The organism is Micromonospora sp. NPDC003816, assembly GCF_042874705.1.
Taxonomy (GTDB): Bacteria; Actinomycetota; Actinomycetes; order Mycobacteriales; family Micromonosporaceae; genus Micromonospora.
Genome location: NZ_JBIANP010000001.1, coordinates 978,616 through 999,033 on the forward strand (window position 1 = coordinate 978,616; position 20,418 = coordinate 999,033).

General features: G+C 71.5%; 12 protein-coding genes. 8 read left to right on the plus strand and 4 right to left on the minus strand.

Annotation, left to right across the window (positions count from 1 at the left end):
• Position 1: 1 nt before the first annotated feature.
• Positions 2-2,998, plus strand: a complete 2,997-nt coding sequence (locus ACFYTT_RS04120; RefSeq protein ID WP_387257650.1) for a glycoside hydrolase N-terminal domain-containing protein — start codon at positions 2-4, stop codon at positions 2,996-2,998.
• A gap of 74 nt (positions 2,999-3,072) precedes the next feature.
• Here ACFYTT_RS04120 and ACFYTT_RS04125 read toward each other — a convergent pair whose 3' ends face one another.
• From ACFYTT_RS04125 to ACFYTT_RS04140, 4 genes are all read right to left on the minus strand, one after another.
• Positions 3,073-3,705, minus strand: coding sequence for a hypothetical protein (locus ACFYTT_RS04125; protein WP_387257652.1), 633 nt, complete (start codon positions 3,703-3,705; stop codon positions 3,073-3,075).
• A gap of 43 nt (positions 3,706-3,748) precedes the next feature.
• On the minus strand, positions 3,749-6,154 hold the full coding sequence (locus tag ACFYTT_RS04130) for a family 43 glycosylhydrolase (RefSeq protein WP_387257654.1): 2,406 nt from the start codon (positions 6,152-6,154) through the stop codon (positions 3,749-3,751).
• Positions 6,155-6,250: 96 nt separating this feature from the next.
• A complete protein-coding gene (locus ACFYTT_RS04135; protein ID WP_387257656.1) occupies positions 6,251-8,701 on the minus strand; it encodes a glycoside hydrolase 43 family protein in 2,451 nt (816 codons plus the stop codon).
• Positions 8,702-8,952: 251 nt separating this feature from the next.
• Positions 8,953-11,694, minus strand: coding sequence for a beta-L-arabinofuranosidase domain-containing protein (locus ACFYTT_RS04140; protein ID WP_387257658.1), 2,742 nt, complete (start codon positions 11,692-11,694; stop codon positions 8,953-8,955).
• 455 nt (positions 11,695-12,149) lie between these two features.
• Here ACFYTT_RS04140 and ACFYTT_RS04145 point away from each other — a divergent pair, with 455 nt between their 5' ends.
• The 7 genes from ACFYTT_RS04145 to ACFYTT_RS04175 all read left to right on the plus strand — a co-directional run bounded on the left by ACFYTT_RS04145 (position 12,150) and on the right by ACFYTT_RS04175 (position 20,376).
• A complete protein-coding gene (locus tag ACFYTT_RS04145) occupies positions 12,150-13,358 on the plus strand; it encodes an MFS transporter (protein WP_387257661.1) in 1,209 nt (402 codons plus the stop codon).
• A 49-nt stretch (positions 13,359-13,407) separates the two neighbouring features.
• Complete coding sequence (locus tag ACFYTT_RS04150; RefSeq protein WP_176094020.1) at positions 13,408-14,298, plus strand: bifunctional helix-turn-helix transcriptional regulator/GNAT family N-acetyltransferase; 891 nt, start codon at positions 13,408-13,410, stop codon at positions 14,296-14,298.
• Positions 14,299-14,360: 62 nt separating this feature from the next.
• Complete coding sequence (locus ACFYTT_RS04155; RefSeq protein WP_131052924.1) at positions 14,361-15,989, plus strand: acyl-CoA dehydrogenase family protein; 1,629 nt, start codon at positions 14,361-14,363, stop codon at positions 15,987-15,989.
• A gap of 245 nt (positions 15,990-16,234) precedes the next feature.
• Positions 16,235-18,346 carry a cellulose binding domain-containing protein gene (locus ACFYTT_RS04160; protein ID WP_387257664.1) on the plus strand — a complete coding sequence of 704 codons (2,112 nt, stop codon included), beginning with the start codon at positions 16,235-16,237 and terminating at the stop codon, positions 18,344-18,346.
• A 133-nt stretch (positions 18,347-18,479) separates the two neighbouring features.
• Positions 18,480-19,373 carry an alpha/beta hydrolase family protein gene (locus tag ACFYTT_RS04165; RefSeq protein ID WP_387257666.1) on the plus strand — a complete coding sequence of 298 codons (894 nt, stop codon included), beginning with the start codon at positions 18,480-18,482 and terminating at the stop codon, positions 19,371-19,373.
• Positions 19,374-19,422: 49 nt separating this feature from the next.
• Positions 19,423-19,560, plus strand: coding sequence for a hypothetical protein (locus tag ACFYTT_RS04170; protein ID WP_387257668.1), 138 nt, complete (start codon positions 19,423-19,425; stop codon positions 19,558-19,560).
• Positions 19,561-19,728: 168 nt separating this feature from the next.
• Positions 19,729-20,376: a TetR/AcrR family transcriptional regulator gene (locus ACFYTT_RS04175; protein ID WP_131052916.1), complete on the plus strand. Its 648-nt coding sequence runs from the start codon at positions 19,729-19,731 to the stop codon at positions 20,374-20,376.
• Positions 20,377-20,418: the final 42 nt, after the last annotated feature.

Sequence of the window (20,418 nt, forward strand, 5' to 3'; positions counted from 1 at the left end):
GATGTCAGACCTGACCCGACGGCAGGCTCTCAAGATGGGCGCGGCCGGCGCGAGCGGCGCCCTGCTGCCGCTGCCGTGGACCGCCCTGGCCCGCGCGGACTCCGCCCCACCAGCCCAGGTGCTCGCCGCCGGTGACCTGGCACTGTGGTACGACGAGTCCGCCGGGACCGACTGGCTGCGCGCGCTCCCGATCGGCAACGGTCGGCTCGGCGCCATGGTGTTCGGCAACGTCGACGCCGAACGGCTGCAACTCAACGAGGACACCGTCTGGGCCGGCGGCCCCCACGACCCGAGCAACACCCGGGGGGCGGGGGCGCTGGCGGAGATCCGGCGGTTGGTCTTCGCCAACCAGTGGACGCAGGCGCAGAACCTGATCAACCAGAACATGCTCGGCAACCCGGTCGGGCAGTTGGCGTACCAGCTCGTCGGCAACCTGCGGCTGACGTTCCCCACCTCGGGCGGGGCGTCGCAGTACGAGCGGCAGCTCGACCTGACCACCGCGACCAGCTCGGTCAGCTACCTGATGAACGGCGTCCGCTACCAGCGCGAGGTGTTCGCCAGCGCGCCGGACCAGGTCATCGCGATGCGCCTGACCGCCGACCGGAGCGGGTCGATCTCCTTTACCGCCACCTTCGACAGCCCGCAGCGGACCACGCTGTCCAGCCCTGACGGCACCACGATCGCCCTCGACGGGGTCTCCGGCAACCAGGAGGGCGTCACCGGCGCGGTGCGGTTCCACGCCCTGGCCAACGCGACCGTCAGCGGCGGCACGGTGACGAGTTCCGGCGGCACGCTGCGGGTCACCAACGCCACCAGCGTGACCCTGTTGATCTCGATCGGATCCAGCTACGTCACCTACCGCAACGTCGGCGGGGACTACCAGGGCATCGCGCGGCGTCACCTGACCGCCGCCCGGGCCAGCAGTTACGACCAACTCCGCAGCCGGCACGTGGCCGACTACCAGGCGCTGTTCGGCCGGGTCAGTCTCGACCTCGGCCGGACCGCCGCCGCCGACCAGCCGACCGACGTGCGGATCGCGCAGCACAACAGCGTCAACGACCCGCAGTTCTCCGCGCTGCTGTTCCAGTTCGGCCGGTACCTGCTGATCTCGTCCTCCCGGCCGGGCACCCAGCCGGCAAACCTCCAGGGCATCTGGAACGACTCGCTGACCCCGGCGTGGGACTCGAAGTACACGATCAACGCCAACCTGCCGATGAACTACTGGCCGGCCAACACCACGAACCTGGCGGAGTGCCACGCACCGGTCTTCGACATGGTCCGCGACCTGGCGGTCAGCGGTGCCCGCACCGCGCAGGTGCAGTACGGCGCGGGCGGTTGGGTCACCCACCACAACACCGACGCCTGGCGGGCCACCTCGGTGGTGGACGGCGCGTTCTGGGGCATGTGGCAGACCGGCGGTGCGTGGCTGGCCACCCTGATCTGGGACCACTACCTGTTCAACGGCGACGTCGAGTTCCTGCGCGCGAACTACCCGGCGATGAAGGGTGCCGCGCAGTTCTTCCTCGACACGTTGGTGACCGAGCCGTCCCTCGGCTACCTGGTCACCAACCCGTCGAACTCGCCGGAGATCGGCCACCACACGGACGCCAGCGTGTGCGCCGGCCCGACCATGGACAACCAGATCCTGCGGGACCTCTTCGACGGCTGCGCCCGGGCCAGCGAGATCCTCGGGGTGGACGCCACGTTCCGGGCCCAGGTCCGCGCGACCCGGGACCGGTTGGCACCGACGCGGGTCGGTTCCCGGGGCAACATCATGGAGTGGCTCTACGACTGGGTGGAGACCGAGCGGAACCACCGGCACATCTCGCACCTGTACGGGCTCGCGCCGAGCAACCAGATCACCCGGCGCGGCACCCCGCAGCTGTTCGAGGCGGCCCGGCGCACCCTGGAGATCCGGGGTGACGACGGCACCGGCTGGTCACTCGCCTGGAAGATCAACTTCTGGGCCCGGATGGAGGAGGGCAACCGCGCCCACGACCTGATCCGTTTCCTCGCCACCCCGGCCCGGCTCGCGCCGAACATGTTCGACCTGCACCCGCCGTTCCAGATCGACGGCAACTTCGGCGCCACCGCCGGGGTCGCCGAGATGCTGCTCCAGAGCCATGCCGGTGAACTGCACGTCCTGCCGGCCCTGCCGACCGCGTGGCCGAACGGGCGGGTATCCGGCCTGCGTGGCCGGGGCGGACACACCGTCGGCATCGCGTGGACCAACGGCCAGGCCAGCGAGGTCCTCGTCCGGCCGGACCGGGCCGGCACGGTACGCCTGCGCGGACGGCTCTTCGCCACCACGTACACGGTGGTCGACGTCGCCGACGGGACGCCCGCGCGGACCACGCGGATCGAGTCGGACCTGGTCGAGGTGACCGTCCAGGCAGGTCGCACCTACCGGGCCACCGGGCAGGGCGTCGCCCTCCCGACGCTGGAACAGAGCTTCACCAACGTCAGCACCACCAACGACACCAACACCGGCGTCGGCAACTTCGACGGCAACGGTGCCTCGCTCTCCGCGCAGGCCCTGGCCGCTGCGGGCGTCACCCCCGGCGCCACCCTGAGCCGCAACGGGGTGACCTTCCGCTGGCCCAGCGTCGCGGCGGGCGGAGCGGACAACGCCATCGCCTCCGGGCAGTCGATCAGCGTCACCGGCACCGGTCGTACGCTCGGCTTCCTCGCCACCGGCACGTACGGCGCGGTGTCCGGCACCGGCACGGTGGTGTACGCCGACGGCACCCGTCAGACCTTCACGCTGAGCACCCCGGACTGGTACGGCGGGCCGCACAGCGGGGCCACCGCGGCCGTGGTCAGCGCCTACCAGAACCGGCCCGGCAACCAGCGGCAGAACACGGCCGCCTGCGTCTACTTCGTGGGCGTGACGGTGCAGAACAAGGCGGTCGTCCGGGTCGAGCTGCCCAACATCAGTGCCCGCCCGGCGGCCAACGTGCCCACCATGCACATCTTCGCGATCGCCATCGCGGCCTGACGCGCCGGTCCGGGGCGGCGCGACGGGGAACGAGGGCGGGGCCGCCGTGGACCGGCGGCCCCGCCCTCAGCGGATCACTCGAACAGGGACAGGGTCAGAGTCGAGGTGTACGCGCCGGCGGCCACGTCGGCCGGGGTGCGCAGGAACAGGTCGGCGTCGACCGAGTACGCGCCACCGGCGACCGCACCCGAGTCGAACGTGGAGACCAGCAGCTCCTGGTCCGTGAGGCCGACGTTGTTGCCGGGCTGCGTCGGCTCGTCCAGCACGGTGACGACCTCCTCGCCCTCGCTGACCAGACCGGTGTCGCCACCGTCGACCAGGCGCGGCTTCCAGCCCAGGTGCCCGGCACCGATCGGCTCCTGACCGTCGGCCCCGGTGAAGTCGGTGGCGCTACCGAGCACCGCCCACGCCGCACCCGAGGGCACCTCGTCGGCGGTCCGGGTGTCGGTCACCGTCACCGTCGGCAGACCACCCACGAACTGCCGCACCACCAGCGTCGACCCGTCCTCGGTCAACGCCACCGAGTCACCCGCGATCGACATCGCCAACACACCCGGCTCCACCAACTCCTCGATCTCCACCGTGACCGTCACGTCACCGGTGTCACCCGGATCGGCCGAGGCGGGCGCAGCCGCCATCACCGACCCGACCAGCAGGGCCCCGGCGGCACCCGCCGCCAACAGCCGCCTGCGATTGTCCGTTCTCATCTGCATCTCCGCGTCACTCGTGATCGACAGTGGGTAGGGATGATCAGCAGGTGGCAGCGGGGTGCTCGACGGTGCGTACCGTCGTCACGTCCCTGCCGTCGATCGACCCGGTCACCCGGACGGTCGCCGTGCCCGCCTGCGTCGCCGCCGTCCGGCTGTTGAACTGCTGGAACGCGCTCGCGCCCGGCGCCACGGCCGACACCGACCGCTGCCCGTACGCGCTCTCCAGCACCACGTCCACCGCAGCGTCGTGGTCGTTGCGCGCCTGCACCGCCACGTACGCCTTACCGCCGACACACCGCGTCTGCGCGCTGACCGTCACCGGCAGGTCGGCGGTGGCCGCCTCGAACGCCCAGGTGTCGAGCTCGAACAGGTCGGCACCGGCCGGCCCGGCGTAGGTGAAGTACACGTCGTGCACGCCGGCCACGCCGTCGAGCTGAGTGGTGAGTTCCGTCCACTCGCCGATCGTCCCGTCGACCGGGATGGTCGCCACCACCGGGGCGGTCACGTCACCGAGCCGGAGCTGGATCGACCCGCCGGCCACCAGCGGCCGGACCTTCGCGGTCAGGCTCCTGGCCCCGGCGCCGAAGTCGACCGAGGAGAGCGCGGTCCAGTCTCCGTTGTCGATGTCGCGGACCACCAGGTTGGGTGCCTCGTCGCCGAACTGGGCGGACCCGCCGTCGATCTTCACGGTCGCGATGCCCTTGCTCCAGCCGAAGGTCTCCGCCTCGAACACCCGGTACGGGTCGAAGTTCCGGACCTGGTCGACACCGGCGTAGTCGCCCACCACCTGCCGGATGGTGCCGTCCTCGTTGAAGCTGAGTTCCTGGATGTGCGGGCTGCGGTAGCCCTGGGTGGTGTTGCCGTTGATGCGCTTGTTCAGCGTCGGGCCGTGGTACGTGAAGTAGTACTTGCCCTCGTACTCGAAGGCGGACTGGTGGTTGTTGCCGCCGGTGCCGGTGCCGAAGAACTGGGACTGGTTCGGGAACAGCACGCCCGCGTAGGTCTCCTTCGGCCAGACCATCGGGTCGTCGGAGATCATGTAGCCGATCTGACCGCCGCCGGGGTAGCCGGGCAGCGGCGTCTGGTTGCCACCGAAGTCGTTGCCGCCGAAGTGCGACGAGTACGACAGGTAGTACTTGTCACCGCGCTTGAACACCTGGGCCGCCTCGAAGGCCACCGGGGCGTCCACGACCGCCGCCGTGCCCTCGGTCGACACCATGTCGTCACCGAGCTTGATCGACCGCAGGTTCTTCGGGTTGTTGAACCGCTCGGCCGCCGGCATGCTGGTCGCCGCCGGACCGCCGCCGAAGTAGAGGTACGCCTCGCCGTCGTCGTCCACGAACGGCGCCGGGTCGAACTTCCAGGCGACCGCCTCGGCACCCGGGGTGCGGCCGTCGATCAGCGTGCTGGTGCGCTCGCTGGTCCACGGGCCCACCGGCGACGCACCGGTGATCACGTTGCTGGAGCCGCCGCCGTTGGCGTAGTACAGGAAGAACTTCTCCTGCCCGTCGACGACCTTCTTGGCCATGCCCGGCGCCCACGAGTTGTTCGTGAACGGTGCCACGCCGTTCGGCCCGGCGACCTGGATCTCACCGTGGTCCGTCCAGTTGACCATGTCGGTCGTGGAGATCACCGTGATCTGGTTGATGTCGCCGTAGTTGATGCCCGGCGAGACACCGGTGGTCGGGTTCGGGGCGTACCCCTGGGTGTCGTTGGTCATGTACATGTAGACCCGGCCGTCGTGGACGAAGCCGTACCCGTCGGCGCCGAACTTGTGGCCGATCAACGGGTTGTGCTCGCCGGGCAGCTTGCCGACCACCTCGATGGTCTTGGACGCGGGCGGCGGCGGCGCGGCGCCGACCACCGATACGTCGTCGAGCGTGAAGTCCATGAGGTGCAGGTTCGCATCGGCTCCCGGGTCACTCGTCCACGGGGTCTCGAAGAACAGGCGCGCGGTGCCGACGCCCTGGCTCGCCGGGATGGTGAACTGCCCGTTGACATGCGCCCACTGTCCCCGGGTCGCCGTCACGCTCACCAGGTTGGTGTAGGTGGAGCCGCCGTAGTGCATGGTGGCGAAGAACTGCTTCGTGGCGGGCGAGGCCGCGTTCTCGTACTTGAGTCGGGCGCTCAACGTGTACGTCTGCCCGGCCTGGACCTTGCCGGAGAGGTCCTGCATCGGACCGGACCCGGTGGTCGTCCGGTTGGTGACCCGCACCGCGCTCGACCCGGAGTAGGCGTCGGTGGTGGGGGAGAGGGTCGCGCTGTCGGTGGCGTTGCCGTTGTTGACGAACCAGTTCGCCAGGCCGTTCTCGAACCCGCCGTTGACGACGAGATTCGTGTCGGCGGCCTGGACCGGTGCCGCCGCGACGAATCCGGCGAGCATCACGCCGGCCGTCGCGATGGCGGCGACCCGTCGGCGGGCCCCCGTTCGTGGACGCGGTGTCACGAGATGTCCTCCTTGAAGTGGAACGGGCAGGGGAGTTCATCGGCACCCCGGGAACCGGCGTGGAACCGGCTCCGGGGCAGATCGGATGGGTGGGGATCAGCCGCCGCAGGTGGTGGCCGGGTACGCCGCGGTGCGGACGGTGGTCACGTCCCTGCCGTCGACCGTCCCGGTCACCCGGACGGTCGCCGTACCCGCCGGGGCGGCGGCGCCGCGGGCGGCGAACTGCTGGAACGCGTGGGCACCCGGTGCCACGTCCGGAACCGACCGCCGGCCGTACGCGCTCTCCAGCACCACGTCCACCGGAGCGTCGTGGTCGTTGCGGGCCTGCACCGCCACGTACGCCTTACCGCCGACGCACCGCGTCTGGGCGGTCACCGTGACCGGGAGTGTGGCACTGCGCAGCACCCCGAGCCGGGCCAACTGGTAGCTCAGCGCCCGTTCCGGCGCGTCGATCTGGTTCTGGGTGCCGAACGTGCCGGCCCGGGCCGTCGTGGCGGCGGCGAGCGTGGCACGCATGGCGGCCCAGGCGTCGGCCGGGTACGCCGACTCGTCGAGCGTGGCCGCGTACGCGATGGCCGCGTCCAGCGCGCCGGTGTCCAACGGCCGGTTCTGCGCGGTGAGCGTGTCGCTGAGCAGGTAGTGGTCGAAGTCGACCTGACCACCGGTCTGCTGGGTGGCGTAGTTGAACAGGCCGACCCGGTGCCCCATGAAGTGGGCCAGACTGCCGTCCAGCGTCTGCGGACCCACCCGGTTGCCCATCTGCGTCCAGGTCACCCCGTCCAGGCTGTAGTGGAACGTGGTCCAGAGCTGCCCGGTGGGCGAGGCGAAGTCGAGGTCCGCCTTCACGTGCACCTCGGTCGCGTCGCCGAGCGGCACCGTCGTGCCGGGCAGGAAGTTCTCCAGCGTCGCCTGGTCGAGGTCGACGGCGAAGGGCTGCCCCCGGTTGACCACGCCGAGCGTGTTCACCCCACCGGCACGCTTGACCGCCACGTACGAGAAGCCCCGGTTGTAGGCGGCCAGACCCGCGACGTCGCCGTCGGTCATCCGGGAGATGTCCATCCTGGTCTCGACGGACTGTCGGGGCCCGAAGGTCCGCTGCGACAGCGTGTTGCGGGCCTCCTCGAACCAGGCCAGCTCGGCGCGGTTGGAGAGCTTGGTGTAGACGTAGCCGCCGGTGACCACCTTGCCGGTGGTCAGCCGCAGCCAGCCCGCCCGGTCGGTCAGCGACCAGTGGCGGTTGTCCGGCGCGTGGTTCCACTCCCAGGCCATGTGAAGCCGCGATCCGTTGGGCCTGATCTCCTCCTCGATCTCCGGCGTCGGGGCGGTCCACTCCTCGTCCATGTACGCCCTGTGCGGTGCGTCGTTGGCGAAGTCGTCCGAGACCACGATGGACTTCTGCCGCTCGAACCGCTCCTGCTCCGGGCTGAGCGCGATCGGCTTGGCGAACGCGCCCTCCACCGGCACCACACCGTTGGTGCCGAAGGTCGGCCAGCCGTCCTCGGACCAGGTCGCGGGGATGAGCGCCGGGATGCGGCCGATCGGGAAGGTGTCCCGGAAGAACATGCCGTGCCAGTCGGTCTGACCACCCTCTCGGGCGATCGGCACGAGGCTGCCCTGCGCGAAGCCGTTGGAGTTGAGCACGCCGCGCGCCTCGTAGGTGTTGACCCCGCCCTCGGAGGTGTGGCGCCCGAGCAGCTCCGGCGAACGGAGCATGACGACCTGACGTCCCTGGCCGGAGGGCCAGGTGATGATGACGGCGTAGTAGTAGCCGTTGATGTGGTAGAACTGGGCGCCCTCGAAGAGTCCGCCGATGAAGGGCCGGCCGGCGTAGTCGTTGGCGGTGAAGACGTTCGGGTAGTCCTGCACGACGGCGGTCAGTGCGGAGTTGAGCCGCACCGCGCTGATGTTTCCGTTGCCGTAGAAGATGTACGCCGTACCGTCGTGGTCGAAGAAGAGGGACGGGTCGTGCAGGCCGCGACCGAGGGCCGTGCGCTGCCACGCGCCGTTCTCGATGTCGTCGGTGCGATAGATGTAGGCGCCGCCGAGGTTGTTGGTGTTGAAGGCGACGTAGAACATGCCGTCGTGGTAGCGCAGAGACGACGCCCACTGGCCCTGGCCGTACGAGTTCTGGCCGTTGCGCAGCGAGAACGAGTCGCCGATGCTCGCCCGGTCGAAGACGTAGTTGACGATCTCCCAGTTCACCAGGTCGTACGACTTCATGATCGGCGCACCCGGGCTCAGGTGCATGGTGGTGCTGATCATGTAGTAGATGTCCCGGCCCTCGGCGTTCTCCGCGGCCGGCACCCGTTCGACGCCGATGTCCGGCACGTCTGCCCGGAGCAGTGGCACGGTGTAGGTGCCGTCACCCCGGTCGGTCGAGGTGTACGACGATCGGGGCGACCAGGGCTCGGCGGCCTGCGCGGTGCCGCCGGTGGTGACCAGTCCGGCGCCGAGCAGCGCGGCGGTCGCGGTGAGGGCGGTGGCCCGCCGACGCCGGATCGCGGCGCGGGACCGCTGGGCCGGGGCGCGACGGCCGACGGTGAGCATCCGTCTGAGGAGGGGCCGGAGGCGGGGCGTGCGAGAGCCGACGAACACCTGCATACGAGCTCCAGAGGCGAGGTGACGGGCCCCTAGCTTGTTAGCGCTAACATGGATCGTCAAGAGTTTCCGCGATACTCGTCTGAAATGTCCGCGTAACACCGTCGTCGATGCGTACTGGGCGCGCTCCCATGGGCCGGGCCGTCCGGTGCGGGTGTCGAGGGTGGCTCTGACGCGCCTCGACACCCGCACCGTCCTGGCTAGACGAACCGCCAGAGGTTGGCGTTGCCGCCGGTGTCGTCGGCGAGCACGATCTGGGCCCCCTGGGCGGACGAGGAACCGCTGACGCCGAGAACGCGTCCGCCGGTGCCGGACTGGATCCGGAAGGCGCCGGCGGAGCCGTACCGCAGCCGCCATCGGTTGGCTCCCGCGCCGTTGTCGGCCCACTGCACCACCCGCGTGCCGGCCCCGGTGCCGCTGTTCTCCAGCCCCAGCACCTTGCCGCTGTGCGAGTTGCGGAACCGCAGGTAGCCGTTGCTGTCCACGAGCGCGGTCCAGAGGTGGTCGGCGGTGCCGGTGTCGCCCCACTGGATCACCAGACCACCGTCGGCCGTGGACATGTTCTGCACGCCCAACACCTGGCCGCTGCCCACGTTCTGGATCCGTCGCGCACCGTTGGGGAGGAACCGCCACTGGTTGTCCGGCGTGCCGTTGTCCGGGTCCTGCACCACCCGGGCGCCCTGGGCCGTCGAGCCGTTGAGGACGGCGAGCAGCTTGCCGGTGTGCCCGTTGCGGATCTTGTGGGAGCCGTCGCCCACGTCCACCACCGTCCACCGGTGGTCGGCGGTGCCGGTGTCGCCCCACTGCAGGACCTGGGCGTTGTCGGCGGTGGACATGTCCTGCACGCCGAGGACCTTGCCGCTGTGGGCGTTGCGGAACCGCACCGCCGCGCCGTCGACCACGAGCTGCCAGTCGTGGTCGGCGGTGCCGGTGTCGCCCCACTGCAGCGCGGGGGCGCCGTCGGCGGTGGACATGTTCTCGACCCCGAGGACCAGTCCGCTGGCGACGTTGACCAGCCGGAACGTCGCACTACCGGTGCCGCCCTGGCCGCCGGCGCTCCAGTAGACGGTGTAGTTGTGGCCGTGCGCGTCATAGAACGGGATCAGGTTGACGGTGGCGCCGTTCGCGGTCGCGGTGAAGGTGAGCGCCGTGCTGCTGGTGCGGGTCACCGAGGCGGTCACCAGGGCGGGCAGCGCCGACAGCGCGGTGTTGCCGTAGTTGCCGGAGAGCACCGCCGGGCCGTACCGCAGCGCCACCACGGTCGAGTTGTCGTTGGTCGGCTCCGCGACCACCCGCATCGGCAGGCGGACGGTCACCGTGTCGCCCGAGGACCAGTTGCGGGTCAGCGCGGCGTACGTGCCCGGTGCGGTGGCGATGTTCTGCGCCGTGCCGTTGACGCTGACCGTCGCGCCCTGCGTCCAGGCCGGGATGCGGATCCGCATCGTCCACGATCCGCCGACGCTGCCGGTGACGGTCAGCGTGGTGGTGTCGCCGGCCGGGAAGCTGGTGGACTGGGTGACGGTGATGCCGCGCTGCGACCAGGTCAGCACCGACGGCATGAACAGGTTCACCGTCAGCGTGCTGCCGTTGTGGAAGTAGATCGCGTCCATCAGCGTGGTGTTGCTCTCCAGGCCGGTGCCCTGGCAGCACCAGAAGGAGTTGTAGTCGGTGCTCCAGGTGCCGCCGCCCCAGGCCGGACCCACGCCGCGACGGCCACCCGGTTGCAGCGGCGTGAAGTAGGTGACGTGGCCGTGGGCGTCGGCCGGGTTCTGCGCCCCGATCAGGTGGTTGAGCAGCGCCCGCTCGTAGAAGTCGAAGTACGCGACCCGGTTCGGGTCGAGCAGCCACAGCTCCCGGGTCAGCTTGAGCATGTTGTACGTGTTGCAGTGCTCGCAGGTGTCGTTGCGCAGGTACCCGGCGATGGCGTTCGGTGCCCGGAAGTGTTCGGCCTGGCTGTTGCCGCCGATCGCGTAGGTGCGGGTGTTGACGGTGAGGTTCCAGGCGTTGCCGGCGATGTCGCGGTACCGGGTGGTGCCGGTCGCCTTGAACTCCCGGGCCGCACCGATCCACTTCGGGATCTGGGTGTTGGCGTGCAACCCGTTGAGCTGGTCGGAGTTGGCGGCGAGCGGGTTGAACACGGCGGCGTGGTCGAAGCGCTGGGCAGCGGCCAGCCAGCGCGCGTCGCCGGTCTGCTGGTACAGGTCGGTCAGCACCGCGTTCATACCACCGAACTCAGTGCCCAGCATGGCCTGCATCTGCGCGGAGCTGAGCCGCCCGGTACGCCAGTCCACCCAGCCGGCGAGCGCCAGCAGCACGTCGCGGGCCTGGGTGTTGCCGATGTGCCGCCACACGTCGAGCAGCCCGGCCATGGTCTTGTGGATCGTGTAGTACGGCACGTTGCCGTTGCTGAGCGTGCGGTTCTCCACGGCGGTGAAGTCGGACTCGGGATAGCCGCAGAGGTATCCGGTGTTGAACCCGGCCGCCGCGTTGTTGGCCTGGCACTTGGCCAGCTCGGCCACCATCAGGTTGGCCTTGTCGCGGCACGTCGTGTCGCCCAGCACGGCCCACATCTGTGCCCAGGCGGTCAGGAAGTGCCCCTGGGAGTGGGTCCGGAAGGGGAAGGACGGCGCCTCCCACCCGCCGAGCGCCGCAGCGCCGCCGGTGGAGAGGCGGTGGTTGGCGCGGAAGTTGTAGAGCAGCCGGTTGACGTCGACGAAACGCAGGTAGGTCAGCGTCCGGTTCTGGTTGTCCAGCCACCGGCTCGCGGTCAGCCGGACCTGACCCGGGTCGAAGGCGTACGCGGAGACGCCGATGTCGGGCCGGGCCGGAGGGATCGCCGCACCTGCGGCCTGGCCGCCCAGCACGGGGCCGACGGTGCCGGCGACGGCCGCCACGCCGGCGGCCTGGAGCAGGTGACGACGGTTCAGGGACGGGTGGGGCATCAGGACCTCCGGAGTCGGGACGGGCGTCGGTCGGGCTCGTCCGGGGGCGGGGTGGCGGCCGGTCGAGCCGTACGGGAGGCCATGTCCGGGTGGGGGGTGCCGGTGTCGAACCCCCGGCGGCGGGCCACGGGCGGACCCGTCACGGGGGCGGCGTCGTGTGCGGTCCGTGACGACGTGGGTGCCTCGGACGTCTTGCCGCCGAGGTCCGACAACCTATGCACCTAGTTCGATGTTAGCGCTAACGTAGCGGTCTGTTAACACGTGCGCAAGCCTCCGATTTCCGGGAGATGGCACCGGAAACCGGTCGGCAACGCGCCTGCGGCCGGGTGCCTGCGAAGCCCCGGAGCCGTTTGACCCTCGACCCGGTCGAGGCCGCACTCTCCGTGCCGGGAAGCCGGGCCGGCGCCGCACCCGGTGGCGCCGCCGGTCCCGTCGACGGGGGGGGGAACGTGAAAGTGACGGGTGGTCGGGCGACGGTGCCCGGCACGTACTGGGCCTGGCTCGGCGGGACCGCGGTGAGCCTGGTCGGCGTACAGGCCCTGGCGTTCGCGATGGCCTTCGTGGCGGCCGGGTGCGGCGGTCGCTTCGCCGCCCTGGTGCTGACCGCGATCAACCTGCCCCGGGCGCTGCTGCTGATGGCCGGTGGTGCGGTGGCGGACCGGGTCGGACCCTGGCGCGTCATGATCGTCTCCGACGCGGCGATGGTGGTGGTGACCCTGTCGCTGGCCCTCGCCGCCTGGTCGTCGACCGACCCGCGCCCGCCGCTGCTGATCGCCGCCCTGGCCACCGGCGTGGTGGACGCCTTCCACCTGCCCAGCAGCGGGTCGATGCCGCGTCGCCTGGTGCCGCCGGCCGTCCTGGCGCCCGCGATGTCGGCACGCCAGCTCGCCGGTCAACTGGCCCTGTTCGCCGGCCCGGCCCTCGGCGGTCTGCTCCTCGCGTCGGTCGGCCTCGCCGGTGCGGCACTGGTCAACGCCGCGACCTTCGCGGTGATGCTGTCGATCCTGGTCGCCCTCCACCGCCGGTACCGGTCGACCGACGACGCATCCGCGTCCGGTCCGGAGGCGGCACCGGTGTGGCGGGCCGCCCTGGACGGGCTTCGCGTCGCCGCCACCCACCCCGCCCTGCGCCCCACGTTGCTGCTCACCGGAGCCGCCGCAGCGTTCCTGCTGCCGGTCTCGTCCCTGGTGCTGCCGTTGCTGGCCCGCGAGCGCGCGTGGTCACCGTCGGCCACCGGCACGGTCGTCGCCGGCCTCGCTGCGGGTACCGCCGTCGTCGCATTGACGGTGCTGGTGCGGGGCGCGGCATCCCGGCCGGGCGCGACGGCGGTCGCCGGACTGCTGACAGCCGCCGTCGGGATGGTCGCCCTGGCGGTGGGTGGCGCGCCGGGATGGTCGGTCGCCGCCGCGGCCACCGTCGGCGTCGGGTCGGGCCTGTTCGCCACCCACGTCGGCCCGCTGATCCTGGCCGCCGCCCCGGCGACACACCTGGCCCGGGTGCAGTCCGTGCTGGTACTCGTGCAGAGCCTGCCGCTGCTGCTGACCACGGCGCTGCTCGGCACCGTCGCCGAGATCGCGGACGCCTCGCTGGTGCTCCACGGCTGCGCCGGAGCGCTCACGGTGTCCGCCCTGACCGCGTTGGCCTCACCGGTGCTGCGCGGATGACGGGGCCGGTCCTGGTGCGGTCCAGATCACCTGACTAAAGTCAGCAATCGTGGATCGTGGACTGGTCGACGTGGTGCGGCGCTTCAACCGCACCGTCACCCAACGGGTCGGCGCACTCGACGACGACTACCTCGCCCGCCACCGGCCCCTGGGGCAGGCGCGGCTGCTCTGGGAGATCGGCCCGGCCGGAGCCGAGGTGGCCGCGCTGCGTACCCGGCTGGATCTCGACGCCGGTCACCTGAGCCGGCTGCTCCGCACCCTGGAAGCGGCCGGGCTCGTCGTGGTCGGTCCCGGCGACGGCGACCGGCGCGTCCGTGCCGCTCGCCTCACCGAGGACGGGCACGCCGAGTGGAACCTGCTCGACCGCAGGTCCGACGAGTTGGCCTGGTCGATGCTCGCGCCGCTGACCGACGGGCAGCGCGGCCGGCTCACCGCCGCCATGGCCGAGGTCGAGCGGCTGCTGATGGCGTCACTGGTCGACATCGCACCCTGTCATCCCCGCGACCCCCGGGCGCGGGCCTGCCTGCGGGCGTACGTGCGGGAGCTGGACGAGCGCTTCGAGGCGGGTTTCGACCCGGGCGGCGACGACGAGCCCGACCTCGTCGAGCCGGACGGATTGTTCCTGGTCGCAACGCTCGCCACCGAACCGGTGGGCTGCGGCGGACTGCGTTTCGACCCCGGCGCGCCCGCCGAGATCAAACGCCTGTGGGTGTCCGGGTCGGTACGCGGACTCGGGGTCGGCCGGAGGTTGCTCACCGAGTTGGAGCGGCACGCCGTGGCGGGCGGGGCGGACGCCGTACGCCTCGACACGAACGGCGCTCTCACCGAGGCGATCCGGCTCTACCGCAGCGCGGGCTACCACGAGATCCCGCGCTACAACGCGAACCCGTACGCGCACCACTGGTTCGCCAAGTCCCTGACGGCCACGGGCCAGGGTTGACGGCTCCGCCTCGGGAAACTGGATGATGGTTCGCGCCCGCACCGCCGAGGGGAGTCCCGCACGTGGCCACGCACGAGGTGTTCAACCAGGTTCCGCCGTTGGTCGGTCACGACGTCGCCGACGACCCGGCGCTGCTGGCCGGACTGGCCCGCGAGGGCGCCGACTGGGCAACGGCAGACCTGCATGAACTCGGCCGACTGGCGGGCGGCGAGGCCGCCGCCGAGCACGGTCGGCTGGCCAACGAACACCCGCCGACGCTGCGCACCCACGACCGCTACGGCCGCCGGGTCGACGAGGTGGAGTTCCACCCGTCCTGGCACGAACTGATGCGGACCGCCGTCGGCCACGGGCTGCACGCCGCGCCCTGGGCCGACCCGCGCGCCGGCGCACACGTCGCCCGCGCGGCGGGGTTCTACACGTGGCGGCCGGACGCCGGTCACGGGTGCCCGATCTCGATGACCTATGCCGCGGTGCCGGCGCTGCGGCACGCACCGGAGCTGGCCGACCGCTACGAGCCGCTGATCACCGCCCGGGTGTACGACTTCGGGCTGCGTGAGCCACTGGGCAAGCGGGGACTGCTGGCGGGCATGTCGATGACGGAGAAGCAGGGCGGCTCCGACGTCCGTGCGAACACCACCACCGCGCGCCCCCAGGCCGACGGCAGCTACCGACTGGTCGGGCACAAGTGGTTCACCTCGGCACCGATGAGCGACCTGTTCCTGACGCTGGCCCAGACCCCGGAGGGACCGACCTGCTTCCTGCTGCCCCGGGTGCTGCCCGACGGCAGCCGCAACCCGATGCGGCTGATGCGCCTGAAGGACAAGCTGGGCAACCGGTCCAACGCCTCCGCCGAGGTCGAGTACGACGACGCGGTCGCCTGGCGGGTCGGTGACGAGGGGCGGGGTGTCCGCACCATCATCGACATGGTCAACCTGACCCGGCTGGACTGCGTGATCGGCGCGGCGGCCGGGATGCGGCAGGGCGTGATCACCGCGGCGCACCACGCGGCGCACCGGCGGGCCTTCGGCCGCTATCTCGCCGACCAGCCGCTGATGCGCAACGTCCTGGCCGACCTGGCGGTCGAGTCCGAGGCGGCGACCGTGCTGATGATGCGCCTCGCCGGGGCGACGGACCGCTCCGTGCGAGGTGACGCGGTGGAGACGGCGTTCAAGCGGATCGCCCTGGCCGTCGGCAAGTACTGGGTCTGCAAGCGGTGGCCGGGGCACGCCGCCGAGGCCCTGGAGTGCCTGGGCGGCAACGGTTACGTCGAGGAGTCCGGGATGCCCCGACTGTTCCGCGAGTCGCCGCTCAACTCGATCTGGGAGGGCTCCGGCAACGTCGCCGCGCTGGACGTGCTGCGGGCGTTGACCGGGCAACCCGAGGTACGGGCCGCGTTCGAGGCCGAGGTGGGCATGGCGGCCGGGGCGGACTCCCGGCTCGACGCGGCGGTGCACCAGCTCCAGGTCGCCCTGGACGACCCGGTGGACCTGGAGGTGCGGGCCCGTCGGGTGGTCGAGCAGTTGGCCCTGGTGGTGCAGGGCGCGCTGCTGGTGCGCCACGGTCATCCGGCCGTCGCCGACGCCTTCTGCGCCTCCCGCCTCGGCGTCGACCGGGGGCACGCGTACGGCACTTTGCCGGCCGGCGTCGACTTCGCCGCGATCATCGACCGGGCCACCCCCAAGGTGGCCTGACCGCCGACGTCGCCACCGAATCGGTCCGGCGCGTCGTTGAGTCCACGTCGGAGCGTGTGGGATTCTGATGCGTCGATGCCGGTCGCGTGAGCGCGCTGACCGCCGCCTCAGGGGCACCCGGAGCCGCCACGGCCTTCCGGGAGGCGGCGGACGAGCTGTTGTCGTGGCGTCCGCCCGCGTCCGGAGCTGCCTGCCTCGGACGCCGGGCCGGGCGGGTCGCCGCCGTGAACACACGAAGGACGACCATGACCATCTCGAACAGGCACGGTGTTCGACCCCTGAACCCGCCGTTGCGACTCTCCCGGCGCGGCCGGGCGGCCCTGGCGGCGAGCCTGCTGCTCGCCACCGGCGCGCTACTCGGTGTCGCGCCGCCCAGCGTCGGCGCGGCGACGGCACCGGTGGCGGTGACGGTGAACGCGCGGGCCGGGCTGGCCGCCGTGCCGGACACCGCCCTCGGCGTGAACCACGCCATCTGGGACTCGCAGTTGGGCACCACGGAGACGTCGGACCTGCTGCGCGCGGCCGGCGTGCAGATGATGCGGTACCCCGGCGGTTCGTACGCCGACATCTACCACTGGCGTGACCACACCGCACCTGGTGGGTACGTCGCGCCGAACACCGACTTCGACACCTTCATGGCCGGGGTCCGCCGGGCCGGCGCCCAGCCGATGATCATCGCGAACTACGGCACCGGCACGCCGCAGGAGGCGGCCGAGTGGGTGCGGTACGCCAACGTGACCAAGGGATACGGTGCCCGCTACTGGGCCGTCGGCAACGAGAACTACGGCAACGGCCACTACGGATCGGCCTGGGAGGCCGACGAACACCCGGACAAGAGCGCCACGTACTACGCGAACCTGGTGGTCGACTACGCCGACGCGATGAAGGCCGTCGATCCGGACATCAAGGTCGGCGCGGTGCTGACCATGCCGGCGAACTGGCCGGACGGGCTGACCGCCGGTGCCGACCCGGGACCCTGGAACCAGACCGTCCTGTCGATCGCCGGACCGAAGATCGATTTCGTCGACGTGCACTGGTACCCGGGTGGCAGCCCGGCCGAGTCGCTGCCCCGGACCAGCCACATCACCGACGCGGTGCACCTGCTCCGGCAGCAGATCAGCCGGTACGCCGGGCCGGACGCGGACCGCATCGGCATCAGCCTCACCGAGGTGAACGTGACCGCCGAGGGGATGACCAGCCAACCGGCCGCGTTGTTCCTGGCCGACGCCTACAGCGGGCTGCTCGCCAACGGGGTCTTCACCGTGCAGTGGTGGAACGTGCGCAACGGCATCGGCAAGGTGACGACCGTGGCCGGGCAGACCGACTACGGCGACTTCGGGATGCTCTCCAGCGGCACCTGCACCTCGGACGGGTCGGTCTGCGAGCCGCCGCTGAACACGCCGTTCGCGTCGTACCACGGGCTGACCATGATGAGCCGGTTCGCGCGGACCGGCGACCAGTTCATCCGGGCCGACACCAGTGACCCGCTGGTCGCCGCGCACGCGGTGCGCCGCGCCAACGGGGAGGTCGCGGTGCTGCTGATCAACAAGGACCCGGAGAACGCGCGGGAGGTCAGCGTCGACTACGCCGGGTTCGCCCCGTCGGCCGCCGCGCCGACCGTGCACACCCACACCAACGGCGCCACCGCCGTCACCACCGCGCAGTCCGGCAGCGCGACCAGCCGGACCCTGCCGCCGTACTCGCTGACCACGCTCGTGGTGCGTCCGGCCGCCGCGCCGAGCGGTCAGCCGAGCGCACCCGGCCGACCCACGGTCGACGACGTCACCCACCGCAGCGCGACCATCTCCTGGCCGGCGGCCACCCGGGGCGCCGCCCCGATCGCCAAGTACGAGGTGTACCGGCAGTACGGCGCGGTCAGCGAACAGCTCGGGGAGACCTCGGGCACCAGTCTCACCGTGGACAACCTCGCCCCCGGCGCCCGGTACACGGTCAACGTGCTGACCCGTGACACCGCGGGTCGGGTCTCCTGGTCATCCCCGCCGCTCACCTTCACCACCGGCAGCCCGGCGAGCAGCACCTGCGCCGTCCGCTTCGCCAGCACCACGGACTGGGGCAACGGTTACGTGGCCGACGTCGAGGTGGCGAACACCGGGACGAGTGCGGTCGACGGCTGGACGCTGACCTGGACCTGGCCGACGCGTTGGCAGCAGGTCAGCAGCGGCTGGAACGCGAACTGGGAACAGGTCGGCACCGCCGTGCGGGTGACCGCCACCGACGACAACCGCCGGATCCCCGCCGGGGGGACGGTCGGCACCGGGTTCGTCGGGGCGTACAGCGGCCCGAACGTGACGCCGACCGCCTTCCGGCTCAACGGCACGCTCTGCTCGGTGCGGTGAACCGGGCCGGGGTCGCCGGTGGGCAGCGTCCACCGGCGACCCCGGTGACTGGCGATTTTGCCGATGCGGTGCAGGTAGGACATCTCGAACACTGATCGCAGTCGATACCGCCCGGACCGAGGGAGTGCCTGACGTGCGATCCTCCACCACCACCCGTTCCCGTTTCCGTCCCCTGGTGGCCCGGCTGGCGACGGCCGCCGTGCTGGCCGCCACCGGCGGCCTCGTCGCCACCGGCGCGCCCGCCCACGCCGCCAGCCCGTACGAGCGCGGGCCGGCACCGACCGACGCGATCCTGGAGGCGAGCCGAGGCCCGTTCGCCACCTCCTCGACGAGCGTCTCCTCGTTGAGCGTCAGCGGCTTCGGCGGCGGCGTGATCTACTACCCGACCAGCAGCAGCGAGGGCACCTTCGGTGCGGTCGCCATCTCGCCCGGCTACACCGCCTCCTGGTCGAGCCTGGACTGGCTCGGCCCCCGGATCGCCTCGCACGGGTTCGTGGTGATCGGCATCGACACCATCACCCGTCTCGACCAGCCGGCCAGCCGGGGGCGCCAACTCCTGGCCGCGCTGGACTACCTGACCCAGCGCAGTTCGGTACGCGGCCGGGTCGACGCCAGTCGGCTGGCGGTGGCCGGTCACTCGATGGGCGGCGGTGGCAGTCTGGAGGCCGCCGCGAGCCGACCGTCGTTGCAGGCCGCCGTGCCGCTGGCACCCTGGAACCTGAGCAAGAACTGGTCGAACCTGCGGGTGCCGACGCTGATCATCGGCGCGGAGAGTGACGGCGTCGCCCCGGTCGCCTCGCACTCCGAGCCCTTCTACACCAGCATCCCGGCCTCGGCGGAGAAGGCGTACCTGGAGCTCAACAACGCCGGGCACTTCTTCCCGAACACGGTGAACACGCCGACCGCGAAGCAGGCGGTGTCCTGGCTCAAGCGGTTCGTCGACGACGACACCCGGTACGAGCAGTTCCTCTGCCCGGGACCGAGCGGCCTGGCCGTCGAGGAGTACCGCAGCACCTGCCCGCACTGACACCGACGCCGGGGCGGTCGTCGCCGAGGGCGGCTACCAGGGGCCGGGTGTGGCGCCGCTGCGGTTCTCCGCCACCGACCACTCCGGGTACGGCGGCGGCCGGTTGAGTCGGGTCGACGGGGGCGTGCAGCGCTACTTCGGCCCGACGTACCAGACCGACGAGGCGGACGGGCCGGTCGCGGAGTAGACCGTGCCACCGGTGACGCCCCCGGCCGACGGGGTGCCGACGATCTGACCGCCGATACTCCGACTCGCCGGACACACGGCACGGCATATCGGGCGCAAACCCCCGCCGTGGCACGCGTCTAGACTCGGCTCGCACAACGGAACGTGACGGTGGGGGAGGCGGGCGCGGATGGGTGGGGCCGAGGCAGCGGGTCGGGCGGCGACACCGACGGCGGCCGAGGCGACAGGCCGCGTCGACGGACGGACCGCCCGGGCCGAGCGCACCCGGGCGGCCATCGTGGAGGCGCATCTCGCCCTGATCTCCGAGGGTGACCTGCGCCCGACCGGGGAGCGCATCGCCGAGCGGGCCGGGATCTCGCTGCGGACCCTCTGGACCAACTTCAAGGACATGGAGACCCTGTTCGAGGCGAGTGGCCGGGAACTGCTCCGCCAGCAGGACGCCGCCTGGCGGCCGATCTCGCCGACGTTGCCGCTGGCCAAGCGGGTGGACGCGTACTGTCGGCAGCGGGCCAGGCTGTTGCAGCTGATCGCACCGGCGGCACGGGCCGCCCAGATGCGCGAGCCCTTCTCCGCGCAACTCCGCCGCAACCGGCTCAAACACCTGGCCCGGGTGCGCGGCGAGGTCGAGGAGCTGTTCGCCGCCGAGCTGGCGCGCGCCGGTGCCGGTCGGGAGCAACTGGTCCACGCGGTGGTGGCGGCGAGCACCTGGCCGGCCTGGTCGACGCTGCGCGACGGTCTCGGTCTCGGCGTGGACGCCGCCCGCGCCGTGCTGTCCCGCACGGTGGAGGCCCTGTTCAGGACCGTCGTCGAACCCTGACCCCCTTTCCAAGCCGCCCGACGTGGGTGAGACTCGATGCAT